Here is a 20,439-nt window from a genome sequence, read left to right as displayed (position 1 = left end):
GCTTACAAAATTATTGTCTGATAATAATGGCGAGGCGATTAAGGGAGGATTGGGTTCGATGCCAACAAAACGATCGGCGCGGGCACCGTGGTCTAAAGCGATGATTCGGTCACAACTAGAAGTCGTGAGCCAAGTCAGGCCACCTTCGCTCGTATTGACGAATGCCACATACTTGAACATGTACGTGAAGCAGTGGAAACAAGCAAATATTTGGATCGAGCATGACCGGATCGTCTATGTCGGGCCAGATGTACCGAAAGCGGCCGTCGAGACGGTGGACGTATCCGGAAAATATATCGTGCCTGGTTATATCGAGCCACATGCGCATCCATTCCAACTTTATAATCCGGCGACGCTGTCGAAGTATGCAGGCGAGCGTGGGACGACGACGCTCGTGAATGACAACATGCTTCTTTTTTTACAAAATAAGGAGCAAGCGTTTGCGCAACTCGATGCGATCCAACAGCTTCCGACGAGCACATATTGGTGGGCGCGTCTCGATACACAGACCGAGCTCGACCGGGACAGTGTCCTTGTCGATTCCGAGCGGATTCACGACTGGTTCAATCATCCGGACGTCATCATGGCCGGTGAATTGACGGCATGGCCGCGCACGTTGAAAGGCGATGACGAGATGTTGCAGTGGATGCTCGACGCGGAGACGTGCGGGCTCCCGGTCGAAGGGCATTTCCCGGGTGCCTCGGCGAAGACGTTGACGAAGATGGCGCTGATGGGTGTTCACAGCGACCATGAAGCGATGACGGCCGAAGAAGCGCTCTGCCGGCTCGAACACGGCTATACGACGACACTCCGTCATTCTTCGATTCGTCCTGACCTTCCGGGACTCATCCGTGGCCTGCTCGACGCCGGACTCGAGGCGTTCGATCATGTGATGGTCACGACAGACGGGTCGACGCCAGGATTTTATCAAGACGGGCTGCAAGACGCGCTTATTAAGATCATGATTGAGGCCGGATTGCCGCCGATTGAGGCGTACCGCATCGTGTCATTGAACGTGGCGCGACACTTTGGGCTCGATCACGTTCTCGGTTCGATTGCGCCGGGACGCATCGCCCATCTGAATATTCTTGATGCGATCGACGAGCCGCGCCCGTCCGCCGTCATCGCCAAAGGGCAATGGATTTACCGGGACGGGGCATCGTTGTTCCCGAACGAGCTCGTCGATGCGGCGCTCGCGCTCATGCCGTCGACGGACGTCGACATCGAACTGACGCCGAACGATCTGTCGTTCAGCATGCCTGTCGGGCTCGACATGGTCAACTCGGTCATCATGAAACTGTTCAAAATCTCGCACGACACCGGTCAAGACGAATTGCCGCGTGACGGGGACGAGTCGTTCCTCATGTTGCTTGATAAAGAAGGGAAGTGGCGCCTCAACACGGTGCTGAAAGGATTTGCCAACGACTTTGGCGGGCTCGTCAGCTCGTATTCGATTAGTGGCGACTACTTGATCTTAGGGAAATGTAAACAAGACATGCTGACGGCGTTCGAACGGATGAAACAGCTCGGCGGCGGTATCGTCCTCGTCGACCGTGGTGAAATTATCGCGGAAATTCCGCTCCCGCTCTGTGGCATGACGTCGAAGGAGCCGATTGAACAGTTGATCGTCCAAGAAGAAGTGTTGCGGTCCGAACTGCTCACGCGTGGTTACAAGTTTGAAGACCCAATCTATACGCTCTTGTTCTTGGCGTCGACGCACTTGCCATATGTGCGGGCCACACCGCTCGGAATTTACGAAGTGATGAAGAAACAAATACTATTTCCGGCGATTTTACGATGAACAGTTGAGTCCGAGCCGGTCGTGCTTTAGAATGATAAAGAAGTACGATGGAGAGAGGATGCTTGCGGATGCAACTCGATAAATTACGAGGACGAGAGCTCGATCAGCTGTTTGAGGCGATTTTGAAGCTCGATACACTCGAAGATTGTTATCAACTATTTGAAGATTTAGCGACCGTGAACGAAGTGCAGGCGCTCGCCCAACGGCTAGAAGTGGCCCGCCAAATTCGTGAAGGTAGCACGTACCATAAAATTGAAGAAGCGACAGGAGCTTCGACGGCCACGATTTCCCGCGTCAAGCGTTGCTTGAACTATGGGTCAGGCGGCTATGATCTTGCCCTTGAACGTCTACAACAATCAGAAGGTGACTCGTAAGAGTCATCTTGTTTTTGATGGGAGAGGAGGGGCGAGATGCAAGACAAGTTTATGAAGCGAAATTTACAGCTGTTCTTTCGGAAGCTGACACCGGTCCAGACACTCGTGTTGATTTATAGCGCGGCGGTCGTGTTGGCCGTCATTTTGCTCGCTTTACCGATTGCGCGACAACCGGGCGTCTCGATCACGTTCACCGATCTCGTCTTTTTCGCGGTCAGCTGTGTCAGCGTTACCGGATTGACCCCGATCGTCGTGACCGATACGTTCTCGACGTTCGGATTATTTATCATCTTGTTCATCGTTCAAGTGAGCGGGGTCGGGTTGATCAGTCTTCACGTCATCATGTGGATCTTGCTTGGCAAGCGCATCGGTTTTCGCGAGCGCCAGCTGATTTTACGTGACCAAAACCAGACGTCGATGTCTGGGATCGTCAAGTACATCACCGAGATCGTCATCACCGTTATCGCGATTGAAGCGGTCGGTGCGGTGTTGCTTGGGGTCCATTACTTAAATTACTTCGATACGGCCAGCGAGGCGTTCCTGCAAGGCCTGTTCGGTTCGATCAGTGCGACGACGAACGCCGGCTTCGACATCACCGGCAGCTCGCTCGCACCATTCCGGGAAGACCCGTTCGTCATCTTCACCCAAATCGCGCTCATGACCGGCGGTGCCATCGGGTTCCCGGTCCTCGTCGAGATTCGCACGTATTTGACGAACCGAATCATTCGGAAGCGCGAGAATTTCCCGCGCCGTTTCTCACTGTTCACAAAACTGACGGTATCGACGTTCTTCATCTTGATTGCCATCGGGACCGTCGGTTTGTTCCTGTTTGAGTATGACAACGCGTTCAAAGAGTTGCCGCTCTGGCTCGCACTCTCGGACTCGTTGTTCCAGTCCGTGACGACGCGAAACGGGGGGTTGTCGACCGTTGATGTCAACTTGTTCTCGGAAGGCAGCATGTTGCTGCTCTCGATTCTGATGTTCATCGGGGCGTCACCGTCCTCGGTCGGTGGGGGGATTCGGACGACGACGTTCGCCGTCGCCGTGCTCGGGGTCGTCGCGTTCATTCGCGGGGACTCGTCCATTAAAATCTTCGGACGTGAGATCGTGCTTGAGGACATTTGGAAAGCGTTCGTCATCATTACCGTGTCTCTGGCCGTCCTGTTGACCGGGGTCATGGTGCTGACGTTCTTCGAAGACGCATCGCTCACGCGCATCTTGTTCGAGGCGTGCTCGGCGTTCGGAACGACCGGATTGTCGGTCGGGCTATCGTCCGAATTTAGTAACGTCGGCAAGTGGGTGCTCACCATTTTAATGTTCATTGGACGCATCGGTGTCATCGCCTTCATCTTGATTTTGCAGCGGAGACAGCCGAAACGGATGTACAACTATCCGAAAGAATCAATCATCTTAGGGTAAGGAGCTCAGAACATGAAAGCTTTTTGGATCAATTTCGGTTACGTGTTTGCCGTTCCCGTATTGCCGTTCATCGCGGTTGTGAACGGAACGGCGCTCTGTTCACCGGATTCTCCGCTACTTGATATTCCCGTGCTCGGCTTTTTCTTGGCCAATCCGCTCTGGTTCATCCCGGTGTACGGGCTGTTCGCTCTGCTCGTCGCCAAGTGGATGACGGCCCGCGAACGAAAGACGCACGCGAGACGTATTTGAGACTTGCCTCGGCAAGTCTTTTTTCGTTCAACAGATGCAAGTGGCGGGAAAAATCGCTACACTAGAGAAGGTATCGAAGGGGAGGGAAGCCGAATGGATTTTCAATCGTGGCGCCACGTGTTTAAACTAGATCCGAATAAACCGCTCGATGATTCGGCGCTCGCGGCGCTCATCCGCTCCGGTACGGACGCCTTCCTCATCGGAGGGACCGACGGGGTCGATGCGGAGAACACATTCGCGCTCTATGCCCGACTCGAAGGGTGCGGCATTCCGCTCGCGCTTGAGATGAGCCATCCCGAGCAAGTGGTTCGAGGCTTCGATCACTATTTTATTCCGACCGTCCTGAATGCAGGAACTGTCGACTGGCTCATCGGTCATCAAGTGAAGGCGTTTGAACGACACGGACACTTGTTTCATGACCAGGTGACCGGACAAGGTTATATCGTCTTGAACCCGGACGCGAAAGTGGCCCGTGTGACCGAGGCGAAAACCGACCTTTCCATCGAAGAGGCGGTCGCTTACGCAGAAGCCGGTCATCGCTTGTTCCGCTTGCCTTCGCTTTACGTGGAGTATAGCGGCACACTGGGATCCGTCGAGCTCATCAAAGAAGTACGTTTAGCGGTGCCGGACGCCCACTTGTTTTATGGGGGCGGCATCACCGATTTTGAATCAGCTCAGACGATGGCCGCATACGCGGACACGATCGTCGTCGGTAATGTGATTTATGACAATTTCGAAGGAGCGCTTGCGACTGTCGCGGCACTCCGATAAAATAAGAACAAATGTTTGGTTAGAGAAAGGAAACGATTATGTATAACTTGAGTGAAGAATTAGTCAAAGGCATGAACCCCCCGCAAGCGGAGGCGGTCAAATATACGGACGGCCCGCTCCTCATCATGGCCGGGGCAGGGTCTGGGAAAACACGTGTCTTGACGCATCGCGTCGCCTACTTGATGGCGTCGAAACAAATCGCGCCGTGGAACATTCTCGCGATTACGTTCACGAACAAAGCGGCCCGCGAGATGAAAGACCGGATCGCCCGCCTCGTCGGCGGTGTCGCGGACGATATTTGGATTTCGACGTTCCACTCGATGTGCGTCCGGATTTTGCGCCGCGACATCGATCGCATCCGCTATGACCGGAACTTCTCGATTCTCGACTCGTCCGATCAGTTGACGGCAATCAAGCAAGTGCTCAAAGAGCTGAACCTTGACCCGAAAAAATATGAGCCGCGGACGCTCCTCGGCATGATCTCGAACCATAAGAACGAACTCCGCACGCCGCAAGACGCGGCTGGACTCGTCGGCAACAACCCCTACGAGAAAGTCATCTCGGACGTCTATACGGCGTATGAGAAAAAATTGAAGCAAAACAACGTGCTCGACTTTGATGACTTGATCATGAAGGCGATTCAGCTGTTCCAAGAAGCGCCGGACGTGCTTGCGTTTTATCAGAAGAAGTTCCAATACATCCACGTCGACGAGTATCAAGATACGAACCGGGCCCAATATACACTCGTTAAACTGCTCGCGCAAGCGCATGAGAACTTGTGTGTCGTCGGTGACTCGGACCAGTCGATCTATCGCTGGCGCGGGGCCGACATCGCCAACATTTTGACGTTTGAGAAAGATTACCCGAGTGCACACGTCATCTTACTCGAACAAAATTATCGGTCGACGAAACGGATTTTGGAAGCGGCGAACGGTGTCATTCAAAACAACTCGAGCCGAAAAGATAAGAAGCTATGGACCGAGAACGTCGAAGGGGAGAAACTGCTCCTTCACGTCGCCTCGGATGACCGGGATGAAGCGTTCTTTATCATCAATCAGATGAAAGAACTCCGCCAAGAAGGCATCGATTACGGCGAAATGGCCGTTCTGTATCGGACGAACGCTCAATCGCGTGGACTTGAAGAGATGCTCCTCAAGTCGAACATCCCGTATAAGATGGTCGGCGGGACGAAGTTCTATGAACGAAAAGAAATCAAAGACATCTTGGCGTATTTACGCTTGATCGCCAACCCGGACGAGGACATCTCCTTCGTCCGTGTCGTCAACGAACCGAAACGCGGTATCGGCGCCGCGACGGTCGATAAGCTCGGCGACTTCGCCGGGATGCAGGGTGTGTCGCTCATGGAAGCGATCCGTGACATCGAACTGTCCGGGATTGCCCCACGCACAGCAACGAAGCTTGCCGAGTTCCGTCAATTGATGGTCGATTTGCGTCAAATGGCCGACTACTTGTCGATTTCCGAATTGATTGAAGAAGTGCTGAAGAAGTCAGGCTACGAAGAGATGCTCAAAATCGAGAAGACGCTTGAAGCCGAGAGCCGCCTCGAGAACTTGCAAGAGTTCCTCTCAGTCGCCCAAAACTTCGAGAAAGAGAGTGACGAGCAGACACTCGTCGCCTTCCTAACCGATTTGACGCTCGTCTCGGACCTCGACACGCTCGAAGAAGTCGACGAGTTGCACCAAGTGACGCTCATGACGCTCCACTCGGCCAAAGGGCTCGAGTTCCCAGTCGTCTTCTTGATTGGGATGGAAGAAGGGTTGTTCCCGCACAGCCGTGCCTTGAACGACCCGGAAGAGATGGAAGAAGAACGTCGTCTCGCCTACGTCGGGATCACACGGGCCGAGAAACGTCTCTATTTGACGCGGGCCCAGTCTCGGATGCTGTACGGTCGTTTCCAAAACAACCCGGAATCGCGCTTCTTGCACGAGTTGCCAGAGACGCTCTTGGAGCGTTCGGGCAAAGCGAAAAAGGCGATGCCATGGAATCCGGTCGAGTCGCCGGGGAAACTTCCGGTGAACGGCTTCAGCTCGAAACCAAAACCGAAGCTCGCCCAGTCGTCCGGCGCCGAATCGATCGGTTGGAACGTTGGGGATAAGGCCAATCATAAAAAATGGGGTCAAGGCACGGTCGTCCAGACGCGTGGCGAAGGCGATCAGCTCGAACTCGATATCGCTTTCCCGGCAGTCGGCATCAAGCGCCTGCTCGCCAAGTTTGCCCCAATCGAAAAAGCGTGAGGTGATCACATGGAGATGGCAGAACGTGTTGAAGCGATTCGTCAAAAGTTAAACCAATACGGATATGAATATTATGTGCTCGACCGCCCGAGTGTCCCGGATGCGGAATACGACCGTCTCATGAACGAATTGATTGAAATCGAGACGGACTATCCGGAACTTCGGAGTCCAGACTCTCCGACGCAACGGGTCGGCGGTGCCCCGCTCGACGCGTTCGTCAAAGTGACGCATGATACGCCGATGCTCTCACTCGGGAACGTGTTTTCTAAAGAAGAGCTCGTCGAATGGGTCGAACGCATCGAGAAAGATCTCGGTTACAGTCCGCTCTTCGTCGCCGAGCTCAAGTTTGACGGGCTCGCCGTGTCACTGAAATACGAAGACGGTCGGCTCGTCCGTGGCGCGACGCGCGGTGACGGGACGACCGGAGAAGACATCACGCAAAACTTGAAGACGATCCGCTCGATTCCGCTCCGGTTGAACGAGGACGTCACGTTCGAGGTGCGCGGTGAGGCATATATGCCGAAACGGTCGTTCGAACATTTGAACGACGAGCGAGAACGTCTTGGGGAACCTTTATTCGCCAACCCGCGCAATGCGGCGGCAGGTTCGCTCCGGCAGCTCGACTCGAAAATCGCGGCGTCGCGGAACTTGGCGTTCTTCGCCTACGGGCTCGTCTCGACGGACGACCTCGTCGCCTCGCATGACGAGTCGCTCGCGTATTTGCGCCGTCTCGGCATCGCTGTCAGTCAAGAATACACGACGTGTCATACGGCCGATGAGTTATGGGACTATATCGAAACGTATGTGACGAAGCGGTCGGAGCTACCATATGAGATTGACGGCATCGTTATTAAAGTCGCAGCTTACGAAGAGCAAGAACAGCTCGGCTTCACGGCGAAGAGCCCGCGTTGGGCCGTCGCGTATAAGTTCCCGGCTGAAGAAGTCGTGACGACGATTGAAGACGTCGATTTCAGTGTCGGGCGGACCGGAAAAGTCACGCCACGCGCACGGTTCGCACCAGTCTCGGTCGCCGGGTCGACCGTGACGTATGCGACGCTCCATAACGAGGACTTCATTGTAGAGAAGGACCTTCACATCGGGGACCGTGTCGTCATCAAGAAAGCCGGCGATGTGATTCCAGCCGTCGTCTCGGCGCTCGTCAGTGAGCGGACCGGGGAGGAGACGGAAATCGTCTTCCCGACGCATTGTCCAGCTTGTGAATCTGAACTCGTGCGTTTAGAAGGAGAGGCGGACCACCGCTGCGTCAATCCGGAATGCCCGGCCCAACTGCTCGAAGGGTTGATTCATTTCGTGTCACGCCCGGCGATGAACATCGATGGGCTCGGCGAGAAAGTAATCACACAACTCCACGCGTCCGGGCTCGTTCATAACGTGGCCGACCTGTACCGTCTCGACCGGGACGCGCTCCTCGAGCTCGACCGGATGGGCGAAACGTCGGTGACGAACTTGCTCGCGGCGATTGAGCAGTCGAAACAGAACTCGCTCGAGCGCGTCTTGTTCGCGCTCGGTATCCGCCTCGTCGGACAAAAAGCGGCCGCGTTGATTGCGGAACGGTTCGAGACGATGGAAGCGGTCATGGAGGCATCGATCGACGACTTGACGTCAATCGATGGTATCGGTACGAAGATGGCTGAATCGATCGGCTTATACTTTGAGAAGCCGGAAGCTCGTGACCTCGTCCGTGACCTCGGCGCGGCAGGTGTCAACCTGACGTTCAAAGGTACGAAACGACCGGTCGATACGGATGCGCCGCTCGCCGGGAAGACAGTCGTTTTGACCGGGAAACTGCATGAGATGACGCGTGGCGAGGCCGGTAAGCAACTCGAATTGCTCGGTGCGAGCGTCACAGGCAGCGTCAGCAAGAACACCGACCTCCTCGTCGCCGGCGAGAAAGCCGGGTCGAAACTGACGAAAGCCGAATCGCTTGGCATCGAAGTGTGGGACGAGGCGGCGTTGCTCGCCTTCTTGGCAGAACAATCTTGAAGGAAAGGTCTTCCGTGTGGAAGGCCTTTTTTCATTGACCTAATTTTCAACTGTTTTAGGATGACGGCGGGTTCGTGGGAACGTGCGAAGGGTAATGAATAGTATCTACAAATACTTTTTGACACCAAGAACTCACACCACGACTCGCGCACAATCATCCTCTATCCCTCTCCCGTGCCGGAGCGTGTCATCGCAGACATTCGTCACAGTTTGGCAGACACCTTAGAGGAGGGGACCATCATGCGAAACACTAACCGACGCATCTTTGCACTCATCACATTCGTCCTCGTATTGATTGGCATGTGGGCACCGAATGGCGTTTACGCGAACACGACAATGACACCAACGCCAATTTATGCACAAATTGATTTGAGCCCTGAAGAAATCGAAGCGTACGACGACGCAAGCCTGATTTACGACGACGTGACGTACTACGGGGCGCGTGAATCGTCAACGATTTGGCGGTTCATGGTGGATGCGGCCGACGTTGACGTTACGACCATCGATCAAGTCACGTTATATAATGGTGAGGGCGTTCCTTATTCGTTCCCGGACGCCGTCTATGCATTTCATGTTGAGGAACTTGCGGGCGAGTCGACTGAGCCGGGTGATGACGGGACAGAGACAGTTCCAGACGTTGAAACACCGGTCGAGCCTCCGCTCGTTGAATCAGAGCCATCGCCAGAAGAACCTGTCACAGAAGAAGTGACCGCACCCTCCGCCACCCCAGTAGTTGCCATCGATCAATTGGTGCTCGGTGCCGACGGGCCAATCGAGCGTGTGTTAGGCGGAGATTTAGTGACGTATCGGCTCGTCATCGATGTGACGGGCGCCCCTGTCGAGAATTTTTCCGTATCCAACACGGTCCCGGAAGCGTTGACCGTCGTCGCGGACTCGGTTGAAGTTCTCGGTCCGGAAGGTTCGGTACCCCCGACGACCGTGAGTGGACCACCCGCCTTCGATTGGACGTTTCCGACGATACCGGTCGGGACGACGACAATCCAGTTCGATGTGTTCGCACCAGACGTGACAGATGAGACGGTGGTGACGAATACGTTTTGTATCGGTGTTGAAGGAGCAGATGAATTGATTCCGGTCGAATGTGCCGAGGCGACCGTCACGGTCGTACCGAATGAGACGATTGGCCTCGAGGTCGGTAAAGAGGCCAATATTGATCAAGCCGTCGTCGGCGGAGTGATTCCGTATACGTTCATCATCGAGAACACAGGCGAGACGGCGCTCACGATCACCTCCATCGAAGATGAGTTCTTTAGCGGCGACATCGATGCTGATAAGGTCGAAGCATTCAATGCCGACGTGCGTGAGCAGTTGATGGCGCTCATCGGGGAGAACGGCCTCGCGGCAGGTGAACGCGTCGAGGCGACGGTCAACTTAACAATCCCGAGCGACTATGACCGGACGAACGCTCCTGAGATCGGGAACGTGTTCCGGGTCGGCGCGACCGATTCCTATGGACGGGTCGTCGATGCCGAGAGTCAACAGATCGTCTTATTGAACCAAGCTGATTTCACGGTCACGAAAGTGGCGAGCCCAGGGACGGTGCACCCGGGCGAGGCGATTCGCTATACGTATACAATCACAAACACGTCGAATGTCACCTTGTACTTTGTCGATGTCATCGATGAATGGACGAGCGGGGCGTTGACGACCAAAGAACAGCGCGAGACGACCGAGACGCTTCGAGACGGCATGCAGGCTCTCGCTGAAGTCGAGAACGGACTCATCCCAGGTGAGGAAGTCGTGCTTGAAGTGGAGAAAGTGTTGTTACCATCCTATGATGTGCGAGCGGGCGCAGTACTGACGAACCGGACGACGTTCACGTTCGAGGTCAATCGTGAGGCGCGTGTGTCCCGAACGGCCGAGGCGACGGTGCATGTGAAACAAGCCATCCCGGAACCTGAACGCGACGAATCTGTGTATGTGCCTGAACCGACGACCCCGGTGACACCTGACCAAGCGACGCTACCGATGACAGGTTCGACGGAAACGTGGGGGACGGTCATTGGTCTCGTTTTAATCGTGCTCGGGCTCTTGTTCGTGACGCATCGGCGCCGTCCATCCACAAAAGTATGATCGCAGGCGCCCTCCGACACGAGTCGGGGGGTGCTTTTCTTTGAATCGGGACTGATTCCGCTTCGACACTTTTTTCGACGGACGATTTTGTTATAATGGACGAAGTGTAACGAATCGAATCATCAAAGGAGTTCAGACATAGATGAAATGGAAACAATTGATTATCCCAGCTCTCGCCGCGACGGTTTTCCTCGGCGGGTGCTCGATGAAAATCCCGATGGGGGAAGAGGAAGTCACACCGACGGGTGAAGAGACGGCAGCCGAAGGCGTCACAGAAGCGATTCAAGCGCGTGATTCATATTACCAGATGGTCATTCCATTTAAACCGGCGGCAGCCCGAGGTTTGGCCCAGCGCCAAGTGAGCTCGTCGCTCGAGCTCGAAGAAGTGGAGCTCGGCCTCATGCGCCATTCGACCGGCGCGTTCAAACCGGAAAACTATGCGTATCAAGAAGGACAGCTATTGACGAGTGAAGATGTCTCGCGTCTGCTTGGCCGTAAAGACAAAACGTCAGAAGGTCTCGTCCCGCTCAACCCGGCGTATGCGAACGGCACGGCCGAAGTGGCCGAAGACCAATTCGTCGAGGAGAATAAAAAGTCGCCACTCTATTTGGCGTCGCTCGTCGAACAGAACTATATGACGAAAACGGATAACGGCTATCAACTCGGCGGTGTTTCGTTCGCTTTGATTTTGAACCGGGAGTACGTGTTCCAAGCACCGAACTTCGGTCCGACGTATACGGAGAAGCTTGACGAGAAGAAAGTCATCGCTGAAGGAGAGCGCATGGCGAATGAACTCGTCGCCCAACTGCGCAAGCGCGAGGACTTCAAAGATCTCGATATCAACGTCGCATTGTATATGAAAGCGTCGCAAGGGTCACCGACGCCGGGGAACTATGTCAAATCGGCATTCGTTGGCACGGCTGGCGAGGTGACGGCGAGTGATTGGAAAGATGTCGACGAGACGTATTATTACTTCCCGTCCGCCAAAGCGACGACGGAAGTGCGCGATGACGCTCAAAAATTCTCCCTCTTCAGCGACCGAATCGCTGATGTGTTCCCAGATTTCAGCGGGATGATCGGGAAAGGTTTTTATCAGAACGGGGAATTGTCACGGATTGAGATCGATATTCCGATCCAGTTCTATAGCCGGGCCGAACTCGTCGGCTTCACGCAGCACGTCGTCGGCCTGCTCGAGAACCGCTGGGAATACAACCGGAACGTACCCGTCCGAATCAACGTCACCTCGCTCGGTGGCGAACAAGAAGTGACGATCGTGTTTGAAGAGGGCATGGATAGTCCGAAAGTATATTTCTAACCGATAAGAAGGCATCGTGATGAAACGAATGCCTTCTTTTTTTCGTATGACAAGTAACGAGGAAATTCTTTGACCTTCTTTGACCAAATCGGTAGAATAGACTTAACAGAATCGGGAAAGGGATAGGTGAGGTGAAACGAGATGGCAAAAAACTATTATGACGTCCTTGGCGTGCCGAAGCAGGCATCCGACCAAGACATAAAACGAGCGTATCGAAAGTTGGCAAAACAATACCATCCGGACGTGAATAAAGACCCGGGTGCCCAAGACAAGTTCAAAGCAATCCAAGAGGCTTTCGACGTGTTGAGCGATCCTGACAAAAAAGCGAACTATGACCGTTACGGAAGTCCGGAAGGGCCGACGTTCGGTGGAGGGTACAGTGGTGATGGGTACGGGGAAGGATCGGCCCAATTCGAGGACTTGTTCCGTCAATTCGGCGGTGGGTCACGAACGACGTCGCGCACATTCGGTTTTGAGGATATGTTCGGCAGCTTCTTTGACCAGGCGGTCGAAGAAGACCTCGATGAGACCGTCCGAGTCAATGTCCCACTCAGTCAGTTGACGAGTGATGCCAAAGTGAGCCTGCGCCTACAGACGGGGACGGTCAACGTCAAAATCCCGCAAGGCGCCCATGAAGGACAAAAGCTGCGGCTCAAAGGCAAGAGCAGTAAAGTCGGACAGTCGGGCGATCGAGGCGATGTGTACGTCGAGCTCCACTTCACCGATGACGACACGTACCGGCGCGAAGGGGCGAACGTCATCACCGTCAAACGGTTGCGTCCGCTCGCTTTCCTCGACGGCGCGGAAGTCGTCGTGGCGACACTCGATGGTGGTCGGGTCAAGCTGAAAGTCAAACCGGGGTCGCGGCCTGGTCAACGGATGCGCATCCCGGGACGTGGATTCATGACCGCTTCGAAAGTCCGATCGGATCTATTCGTCCAACTTGAAGTCGATTTGCCGCTAGACGCCGCCCACCGATCTGTTTACGAACAACTCGAACGCTGAGCCTAAGGAGGAAGCAGAATGGATTTCAATCGATTTACCGATAAAGCACATGAAGGCATCGTCAGCTCGCAGGCACTTGCGAAACAGTACCACCATAGCGAGATGAACGAATGGCACGTCTTGGCGTCGATGATCTCACAAACGGACGGCATCGCGCCGCTCTTACTGCAAAAAATGGAACTGAGCGTGGCCGATATTGAGGCCGAAGTCGCGATGGCACTCAAAAACGCACCGAAACTTCAAACGCCGACGACGCCGATGATCTCGGCCTCACTGTTGAACGTGTTGACGACGGCGGAACGTGAAGCGACAGGGATGAGCGATGAATACGTCTCGGTCGAGCATATTCTGCTTGGGATCATCATGAACAAGAGTCAAGCACAGAACATGCTCGAACGCAAAGGTGTGACCGAGGAGAGATTGCGTGAGGCACTCGTCGCCGTCCGGGGCAATCGACGGATCACGTCGAAATCACCGGAAGCGACGTATGACGTCTTGACGAAATATGGACGCGACTTGATCCAAGAAGTGAAGACCGGAAAAATCGATCCCGTCATCGGGCGCGATAGCGAGATTCGGCGTGTCATCCGCATCTTGAGCCGGAAGACGAAAAACAACCCGGTCTTGATCGGGGAACCGGGCGTTGGGAAAACGGCGATCGTCGAAGGGCTCGCCCAACGCATCGTCCGCGGCGACGTGCCGGAGAGCTTGAAAGACAAGACGATTTTCAGTCTCGATATGAGTTCGCTCGTCGCCGGGGCCAAATATCGCGGCGAGTTCGAAGAGCGGCTCCAAGCTGTCTTGAACGAAGTGAAAGAAGCGGAAGGGAAAATCATCCTCTTCATTGACGAACTGCATACGATTGTCGGGGCCGGCAAGTCCGAAGGCGCGATGGACGCCGGGAACATGCTCAAACCGATGCTCGCCCGTGGTGAACTCCACTGTATCGGTGCGACGACACTCGATGAATATCGGCAATATATTGAGAAAGATCCAGCGCTTGAGCGCCGCTTCCAACAAGTGCTCGTCGACGAACCGGACGTCGAAGACACGGTGTCGATCTTGCGTGGATTAAAAGAGCGCTTCGAGATTCACCACGGTGTCCGCATTCACGACAACGCGCTCGTCGCAGCAGCCGTGTTATCGAACCGCTATATCACCGACCGGTTCATGCCGGACAAGGCGATCGATCTCGTCGACGAATCGTGTGCGATGATTCGGACGGAGATGGAATCGATGCCGGCCGAGCTCGATGAACTCGTGCGCCGCGTCATGCAACTCGAGATCGAAGAGGCGGCCCTGAAGAAAGAGAGCGATGATGCCTCGAAGAAACGACTCGATGCGTTGCAGCAAGAACTCGCCTCGATCCGCGAACAGTCGGACGCGCTCCGACTCCGCTGGGAAAACGAGAAAGAGTCGACCCATCGTGTCCAACATATCCGTGGGGATTTAGAAAAAGTGAAACTTGAACTGCAAGAAGCCGAGAGCCGTTACGATTTGAACCGGGCCTCCGAGCTCAAATATGGCCGCATCCCGGAACTCGAGCGCGAGCTTGCAGAAGCAGAGCGGCTCGCTGGTTCGGTGACACGTGAACTCGTCCGGGAAGAAGTGACCGAGGAAGAGATTGCCGAGGTCGTCTCGAAATGGACGGGCATCCCTGTGACGAAATTGACCGAAGGAGAACGAGATAAGTTGCTCAACCTCGAGACGGTACTTCATCAACGCGTCTTCGGACAAGACGATGCGATTCGGCTCGTCAGCGACGCCGTCATTCGGGCTCGGGCCGGCATCAAAGATCCGAACCGTCCGATCGGCTCGTTCTTGTTCCTCGGACCGACCGGTGTCGGGAAGACCGAGCTCGGGAAAGCGCTCGCCGAAGCGATGTTCGACTCGGAGGACCATATCGTTCGCCTCGACATGAGCGAGTATATGGAGAAACACGCCGTGTCGCGTCTCGTCGGGGCACCTCCGGGTTATATCGGCTATGAAGAAGGCGGCCAGTTGACGGAAGCGGTCCGCCGCAACCCGTACTCGGTGCTCCTGCTCGACGAGGTCGAGAAAGCGCACGCCGATGTGTTCAACATCTTGCTGCAACTGCTCGACGATGGTCGCTTGACCGACTCACACGGGCGTGTCGTCGACTTCAAAAACACGATCGTCATCATGACGTCGAATATCGGGGCCGACATCTTGCTCGAAGCGGCGAAAGATGGCGTCATCGATGAGGCGGAAGAACGCCAAGTCATCGAGCGGCTCCGCCGCCACTTCCGTCCCGAGTTTTTAAACCGGGTTGATGAGACGATTTTGTTCCATCCGCTCACGCGGGCTCAAATCGGCCAAATCGTCGAAAAAGCGGTCGCACGCATGGGCAGTCGCTTGACGGCGCGCTCGATTCAAATCGAGATCACGGATGCCGCGAAGGTGTTCATTGCTGACGAGGCGTATGAGCCACAGTTCGGGGCCCGTCCAATCAACCGGTACGTACAACGGACGATTGAGACGAAACTCGCCCGTAGCATTCTCGCGGGAGACATCGAGGACGGCCAGACGGTCGTCATCGACGTCGAGAACGACGAGTTGACGCTTCGTCCCGCGACGGTCACTCACTGAATCACGAAAGAGCGCTGGCTGACGCCGGCGCTCTTTGTTTATGCAATCGGTTCAGGTTGATAGACGCAGTACGGTTCCTCGGCCTTATAGTCGCCGGTGACGGCATAAGCGCGGGCCCGAGACCCTCCGCAGACGTATCGATATTCACAGTAGCCGCATTTCCCGTGGTGTGTATCAGGGTCACGCAGCGATTTGAAGACCGGGTGGTGCCGATAAATCTCAGCGAGCGGTGTCTCTTTCACGTTGCCGCACGTGATCGGCAAAAAGCCGGACGGCTGGACGTCGCCCGTATGCGAGATGAACACGAAGCCGTTCCCGTCGTTCGTGCCGCGGGGCGCCTTGGCGAGGTCGTCATGCGGATGGCCGATAGGCGGCAATCCAACTTGTTTTCGTTTCAAATTCTCTTGCCGGGCGATGCGCCGATAAAACTGGGCTTCGGTCGTCGAGATGATGAACGGGACGTGCTCTTGCAACGCGAACGCCCAACGGAGTACATCTTCATGCCGTTCTGGCGAGATTGGCTGGAGGAGTGACCCGCGACCGGTCGGCACGAGGAAGAACAATGTCCATACCGAGACGCCGAGTTCACCTACGAGTTTGGCGATTTCCGGGAGTTGGTCGACGTTATACTCCGTGACCGTCGTATTGATTTGGAATGACATCCCTTCTTCTCGGAAGTAAGAGATGCCACGCAGCGTCCGTTCGAAACTGCCACGCGTACCCCGGAAGTAGTCGTGTGATTTGGCGTCCGGACCGTCGAGTGAGAACGCCCAGCGCGTCAAGCCGGCGTCTTTCGCCCGTTTGACGGCGTCATGGGTCACACGAGGTGTCGCCGACGGGGTCATCGACACACGCATGCCGAGCGAAGCGGCATATTCGGTCAGTTCGAACAAGTCCTCACGCATGAGCGGGTCGCCCCCGGTGAAGACGAGAATCGGATTATCCATCGCCTGGATGTCTCGGATGAGTGCCTTGCCTTGCTCGGTATCGAGTTCACCCGGATAGCGATGGAACTGGGCCTCGGCTCGGCAATGGACGCACGATAGCGCACAGGCACGTGTTACTTCCCAGATGACGATGAATGGATTTTCGTTGTAGTCGACTCGTTTCATACGGACACCGCCTGTCTCGCCATCACCCGGGAGACGGCCTGTTTGGCCGAGTCGACGCAGTCGGGGAGACCGACGCCATGCAAGATGGCACCACATGCCTCGATCCCGTCGAGTGTGGACAGCTGCTCTTCGAAAGCGCGCACGTATTGTTTGTGACCGACCTCATATTGCGGCATCGTATCGATGTGCCGTTCGACTTTTGTGAAAATCGGGGTACCGACGTGTTGAATCTTCCGCAGTTCACGCAGCGCGAAGTCGGCGATGGTCTCGTCGGATTCCGTCAACAAATCGGGAACGAACTCAGATCCGATGTAGACGCGTAAGAGCGCCTTATGTTTTGGTGCCATGTGGGGCCACTTCTTATGCATCCAACTGCAGGCCGTCAAGGCGTTCCCTTCCGCTTTGGCGATGACGTAACCGGTCCCGTCGAGTGACGTGACCTCTTTTTCATCGAACGCCGCGAGCACGGTGATGGAAGACGTCCGTTTCAACTCGGACAATTTTTCTGCTTCCGGGAGACCGAGGATCGGACCTAGCGCATTCGGCGAAGTGGCCAAAATGATGCCGTCGAACGACTTGGTCGTCCCGTCGGCGAGGGTGACTTCATGGGGCCGGACCGACGCGACCTTCGTCTCTGTATAGAGGCGGTCAATCGACGGGCGAAGCGCCTCGATGAGGACGCCGAGACCTTGCTGAAGGGATAGAAACTTCCCGGCTTCACGTGGCTTGACGCCGGCTTGAACAGGTGGTGTCAATGCTTTCATACCGAGAATCAGGCTGCGTGTTTTTTGTTCAATCGTGATAAACTGAGGGAAAGTAGACTCGATGCTCATATCGTCGAGCGTCCCGTTGTAGATTCCCGAGAGAAGCGGTTCAATCATCGCATCGACGACTTCTGATCCGAGCCGGGTCCGGAAGAATTTGTCGAGCGAGATGTCTGTCCCCGTATAGACGCGTGGCAGCACGAGGTCCATCCCGGCCCGAAGTTTACCGCGCCACGTGAACAAATCGGTCTTGACCATCGGCCAAAACTTGGTCGGGATGCCCATGACCGATCCGTCCGGCATTTGTCGAAGCTGTTGGCGGACATAAATGTACGATGTCCCGGTCATCGACCGGACGAGATGGTCGTCGAGTCCGAGCTCGGTGATCAGTTCGGTCAATGTCGGTTTTCGGGCCATGTATCCGTCCGGTCCGCATTCTAAGACGAAGCCGTCTTGATAGACGGTCTTGATTTTTCCACCGATTCGATCGCTCGCTTCGTACATGGTGACGTGCGCCCCGGCTTGTTTCGCGTAATAGGCGGCGGCCATGCCTGTAATTCCTCCACCGATAATTGCAATTTTGTTCAATCCATTCACCCATTTCTATGTAGTGTTCTTCCTAACGGTACCGAGAATATTGACGTAGACATAGGATAAGTCTCACATGGTTCTAGACAAATTCGTCACGATTGGGAAGGAGAGGCTCCATATGGTTTGGTTCGGCATAACGGCGACAGTCGTCGTGGTCGGCATTATCGCCTTCATCGCATCGATGAATCGGTACGGGGAGAAGCTCGACGGAGATGAAGACAGCCCGTCGGTCCTTTGGGCTGATGAGGAATGGTATAAGCCAGAAAAGGAAGACGGACCACTTGATGGTTAACCGTCTTCGAATATGATAAGATGACCCGGTTGAAAACTATCGGACATGGGGTGATTGGATGAACGTATTGGAACAACAGTTGGCGCATTTGGTCGATGAGTGTCGTCCGTACACAGCACAAGGGAAAGTCGCCGACTATATTCCTGAGCTCGCGCATGTACAGGATGATTTGCTCGGCGTGGCGATTTGTTTGCCTGATGGTTCATATATTCATGCGGGGGACGTCCACCATAAGTTCACAATCCAAAGCGTCTCGAAGGCGTTGACGCTCTGTTACGTCTTGATGGAGTTTGGAGAAGATTACGTGTTCTCGAAAGTCGGGATGGAGCCGACCGGCGACGCGTTCAACTCGATTGCCAAGCTTGAAGAGACGGTGCCGTCAAAGCCGCTCAATCCGATGATCAATGCAGGGGCGCTCGCTGTCACGAGCATGATTTTAGGGGACACGGCGGAACTGAAAATCTATCAGTTCCGCCAGTTTTTGGCGACGTTGCTCGACGTGCCGGTGGAGGAAATCACGTATAACGAAAAAGTCGCCCGCTCGGAATACGAGACGACCGACTTGAACCGGGCCTTGCTCTATTTCATGCGCCATCACGGGATTGTCGAGGGTGATGTCGATGAAATCATCGACGTGTACACAAAGCAGTGTGCGATTGAAATCGATTGCTTTGACTTGGCCCGCATTGGCCGAATTTTGTCGGGCAACGGGGAAGACCCGGTCACGGGCGAAGAGCTGATCCCGCGTCGCGTCGTCCGAATCGTCAAAGCGATCATGACGACGTGCGGCATGTACGATGCGTCTGGGGAATTTGCCGTCCGTGTCGGTCTCCCGGGAAAGAGCGGGGTGTCCGGGGCCATCCTTGCGACCGGTAAACACGAGCTCGGACTGAGCGATGTCGGCTTCGGGATTTTCGGACCGGCGCTCGACTCGAAAGGGAACTCGATTGCCGGGATGAAACTGCTCGAACTGCTCGTCGAACGCTACACGTCCCGCTAAAGCTGGATGGCGTCGACCGATTCGTCGAGCCGAGATTGCAGCTCGTGCACGACTTGTTCGTAATCGTCGGCCAAGGCGGCGGGTGGTGTGAAATCGCTCCAACGCAATAACAGTTGATGGCGATCGTTCATGTCGCCAAGCTCGGTCTGGAGCCGCTTCAGTTTTTGAATTTGATCTTTTGAGGCTTTCGTCTCATAGTTCAATAAGTACTCGTTCAAATAGCGCTCGCGTTTCACGGCGAGCCTGACCTTGTGGAGCGTCTCGAGCCGGTCGGACATCTCCGTCGCGTCGTGATGGGCGTCGATCCGTCGTTTGCGGTCGCTCCTCGCTTTATCGATAAATGACGAGGCGTCCTGCTTTTTGAAGGCACGGAACAACTGTCCGCCGATAAAGCGGCGAACTTGTTGGTCGAGCGATGGGGTCATCTTCTCCGTGACGCGCGTATTTAAAATCGTGCGGTCTTTGGCGCGGCTCGCTTCGACGTGATCGGCGAAAGCCTGCTCGAGCTCGGTCTCGACAGCGAGCCCTTCGAGAAGAACGTCCCCGTCACGCACTGCACCGAGCGCCTCCATCAACTGTTTCAACTGACGATACGTGGAAGGTTTCGTGTCGTACAGTTGCATGAACGTCAATAGTTTCCGAAGATGGACCCGCGCTTGGTGGATGTCTTCGCTGTTTTGGAACGTGAGCGCCTCGGTCATATAATGATTGAACGTGTTCCACGTCTCCAAAAGCTCGTATTTTAATTTCTCCGCATTCCGTTGATTCATTCTAATTTTTCCT

The 20,439-nt window shown here is 55.1% G+C and carries 16 protein-coding genes; 13 read left to right on the top strand and 3 right to left on the bottom strand.

All coding sequences use genetic code 11. The annotated features are described in order from the left end of the window. Positions 1-58 precede the first annotated feature (58 nt). The 11 genes from KNP86_RS11165 to clpB all read left to right on the top strand — a co-directional run bounded on the left by KNP86_RS11165 (position 59) and on the right by clpB (position 15,897). The gene (locus KNP86_RS11165) at positions 59-1,801 is read left to right on the top strand and encodes an adenine deaminase C-terminal domain-containing protein (RefSeq protein WP_214754297.1); all 1,743 of its coding nucleotides are present in this window, start codon (positions 59-61) and stop codon (positions 1,799-1,801) included. Between the two features lie 68 nt (positions 1,802-1,869). After that, positions 1,870-2,175, top strand: coding sequence for a YerC/YecD family TrpR-related protein (locus KNP86_RS11160; protein ID WP_034781303.1), 306 nt, complete (start codon positions 1,870-1,872; stop codon positions 2,173-2,175). A gap of 36 nt (positions 2,176-2,211) precedes the next feature. After that, positions 2,212-3,594 (top strand): TrkH family potassium uptake protein, encoded by a 1,383-nt coding sequence (locus KNP86_RS11155; protein ID WP_052090282.1) that lies wholly within the window; start codon positions 2,212-2,214, stop codon positions 3,592-3,594. Between the two features lie 12 nt (positions 3,595-3,606). Next, positions 3,607-3,843, top strand: a complete 237-nt coding sequence (locus KNP86_RS11150; RefSeq protein ID WP_214754295.1) for a hypothetical protein — start codon at positions 3,607-3,609, stop codon at positions 3,841-3,843. Positions 3,844-3,936: 93 nt separating this feature from the next. Further along, a complete protein-coding gene (pcrB, locus tag KNP86_RS11145) occupies positions 3,937-4,614 on the top strand; it encodes a heptaprenylglyceryl phosphate synthase (protein WP_214754293.1) in 678 nt (225 codons plus the stop codon). 38 nt (positions 4,615-4,652) lie between these two features. Continuing rightward, a complete protein-coding gene (gene pcrA / locus KNP86_RS11140) occupies positions 4,653-6,869 on the top strand; it encodes a DNA helicase PcrA (protein WP_214754291.1) in 2,217 nt (738 codons plus the stop codon). Between the two features lie 9 nt (positions 6,870-6,878). After that, on the top strand, positions 6,879-8,873 hold the full coding sequence (ligA, locus tag KNP86_RS11135; RefSeq protein WP_034781289.1) for an NAD-dependent DNA ligase LigA: 1,995 nt from the start codon (positions 6,879-6,881) through the stop codon (positions 8,871-8,873). 240 nt (positions 8,874-9,113) lie between these two features. Beyond that, positions 9,114-10,967: a DUF7507 domain-containing protein gene (locus KNP86_RS11130; protein ID WP_034781287.1), complete on the top strand. Its 1,854-nt coding sequence runs from the start codon at positions 9,114-9,116 to the stop codon at positions 10,965-10,967. Positions 10,968-11,109: 142 nt separating this feature from the next. After that, complete coding sequence (locus KNP86_RS11125) at positions 11,110-12,282, top strand: CamS family sex pheromone protein (protein ID WP_034781285.1); 1,173 nt, start codon at positions 11,110-11,112, stop codon at positions 12,280-12,282. A 141-nt stretch (positions 12,283-12,423) separates the two neighbouring features. After that, the gene (locus KNP86_RS11120; protein ID WP_034781282.1) at positions 12,424-13,287 is read left to right on the top strand and encodes a DnaJ C-terminal domain-containing protein; all 864 of its coding nucleotides are present in this window, start codon (positions 12,424-12,426) and stop codon (positions 13,285-13,287) included. A gap of 18 nt (positions 13,288-13,305) precedes the next feature. Beyond that, positions 13,306-15,897, top strand: coding sequence for an ATP-dependent chaperone ClpB (clpB, locus tag KNP86_RS11115; RefSeq protein WP_034781279.1), 2,592 nt, complete (start codon positions 13,306-13,308; stop codon positions 15,895-15,897). A gap of 38 nt (positions 15,898-15,935) precedes the next feature. Here the strand turns inward: clpB and KNP86_RS11110 are convergent, their stop codons facing one another. After that, positions 15,936-17,009, bottom strand: coding sequence for a TIGR04053 family radical SAM/SPASM domain-containing protein (locus tag KNP86_RS11110; protein WP_034781277.1), 1,074 nt, complete (start codon positions 17,007-17,009; stop codon positions 15,936-15,938). Beyond that, positions 17,006-18,370 (bottom strand): protoporphyrinogen oxidase, encoded by a 1,365-nt coding sequence (gene hemG / locus KNP86_RS11105; RefSeq protein WP_034781274.1) that lies wholly within the window; start codon positions 18,368-18,370, stop codon positions 17,006-17,008. Before hemG ends, KNP86_RS11110 begins: the two co-directional genes overlap by 4 nt. A 112-nt stretch (positions 18,371-18,482) precedes the next feature. Between hemG and KNP86_RS11100 the strand changes: the two genes are divergently transcribed. Further along, the gene (locus KNP86_RS11100) at positions 18,483-18,656 is read left to right on the top strand and encodes a hypothetical protein (RefSeq protein ID WP_167491852.1); all 174 of its coding nucleotides are present in this window, start codon (positions 18,483-18,485) and stop codon (positions 18,654-18,656) included. 58 nt (positions 18,657-18,714) lie between these two features. After that, complete coding sequence (gene glsA, locus KNP86_RS11095; protein ID WP_034781271.1) at positions 18,715-19,656, top strand: glutaminase A; 942 nt, start codon at positions 18,715-18,717, stop codon at positions 19,654-19,656. Here the strand turns inward: glsA and KNP86_RS11090 are convergent. Further along, positions 19,653-20,426, bottom strand: coding sequence for a CHAD domain-containing protein (locus tag KNP86_RS11090; protein WP_034781270.1), 774 nt, complete (start codon positions 20,424-20,426; stop codon positions 19,653-19,655). The two genes, glsA and KNP86_RS11090, sit on opposite strands and share 4 nt — an antisense overlap. Positions 20,427-20,439 lie beyond the last annotated feature (13 nt).

Source organism: Exiguobacterium sp. s16 (assembly GCF_018618115.1).
GTDB lineage: Bacteria > Bacillota > Bacilli > Exiguobacteriales > Exiguobacteriaceae > Exiguobacterium > Exiguobacterium mexicanum_A.
The sequence above is the reverse complement of the archived record's forward strand: the minus strand, read 5'-3'. Positions and strand labels throughout refer to the sequence as shown.

Excerpts from the sequence above, each read along its gene's own strand:
- KNP86_RS11100 (WP_167491852.1), top strand. The coding sequence starts at position 18,483 with ATGGTTTGGTTCGGCATAACGGCGACAGTCGTCGTGGTCGGCATTATC.
- glsA (WP_034781271.1), top strand. The coding sequence starts at position 18,715 with ATGAACGTATTGGAACAACAGTTGGCGCATTTGGTCGATGAGTGTCGT.
- KNP86_RS11155 (WP_052090282.1), top strand. The coding sequence starts at position 2,212 with ATGCAAGACAAGTTTATGAAGCGAAATTTACAGCTGTTCTTTCGGAAG.
- KNP86_RS11160 (WP_034781303.1), top strand. The coding sequence starts at position 1,870 with ATGCAACTCGATAAATTACGAGGACGAGAGCTCGATCAGCTGTTTGAG.
- KNP86_RS11130 (WP_034781287.1), top strand. The coding sequence starts at position 9,114 with ATGCGAAACACTAACCGACGCATCTTTGCACTCATCACATTCGTCCTC.
- KNP86_RS11120 (WP_034781282.1), top strand. The coding sequence starts at position 12,424 with ATGGCAAAAAACTATTATGACGTCCTTGGCGTGCCGAAGCAGGCATCC.
- clpB (WP_034781279.1), top strand. The coding sequence starts at position 13,306 with ATGGATTTCAATCGATTTACCGATAAAGCACATGAAGGCATCGTCAGC.
- KNP86_RS11150 (WP_214754295.1), top strand. The coding sequence starts at position 3,607 with ATGAAAGCTTTTTGGATCAATTTCGGTTACGTGTTTGCCGTTCCCGTA.
- KNP86_RS11125 (WP_034781285.1), top strand. The coding sequence starts at position 11,110 with ATGAAATGGAAACAATTGATTATCCCAGCTCTCGCCGCGACGGTTTTC.
- pcrA (WP_214754291.1), top strand. The coding sequence starts at position 4,653 with ATGTATAACTTGAGTGAAGAATTAGTCAAAGGCATGAACCCCCCGCAA.
- pcrB (WP_214754293.1), top strand. The coding sequence starts at position 3,937 with ATGGATTTTCAATCGTGGCGCCACGTGTTTAAACTAGATCCGAATAAA.
- ligA (WP_034781289.1), top strand. The coding sequence starts at position 6,879 with ATGGAGATGGCAGAACGTGTTGAAGCGATTCGTCAAAAGTTAAACCAA.
- KNP86_RS11165 (WP_214754297.1), top strand. The coding sequence starts at position 59 with ATGCCAACAAAACGATCGGCGCGGGCACCGTGGTCTAAAGCGATGATT.
- KNP86_RS11090 (WP_034781270.1), bottom strand. The coding sequence starts at position 20,426 with ATGAATCAACGGAATGCGGAGAAATTAAAATACGAGCTTTTGGAGACG.
- KNP86_RS11110 (WP_034781277.1), bottom strand. The coding sequence starts at position 17,009 with ATGAAACGAGTCGACTACAACGAAAATCCATTCATCGTCATCTGGGAA.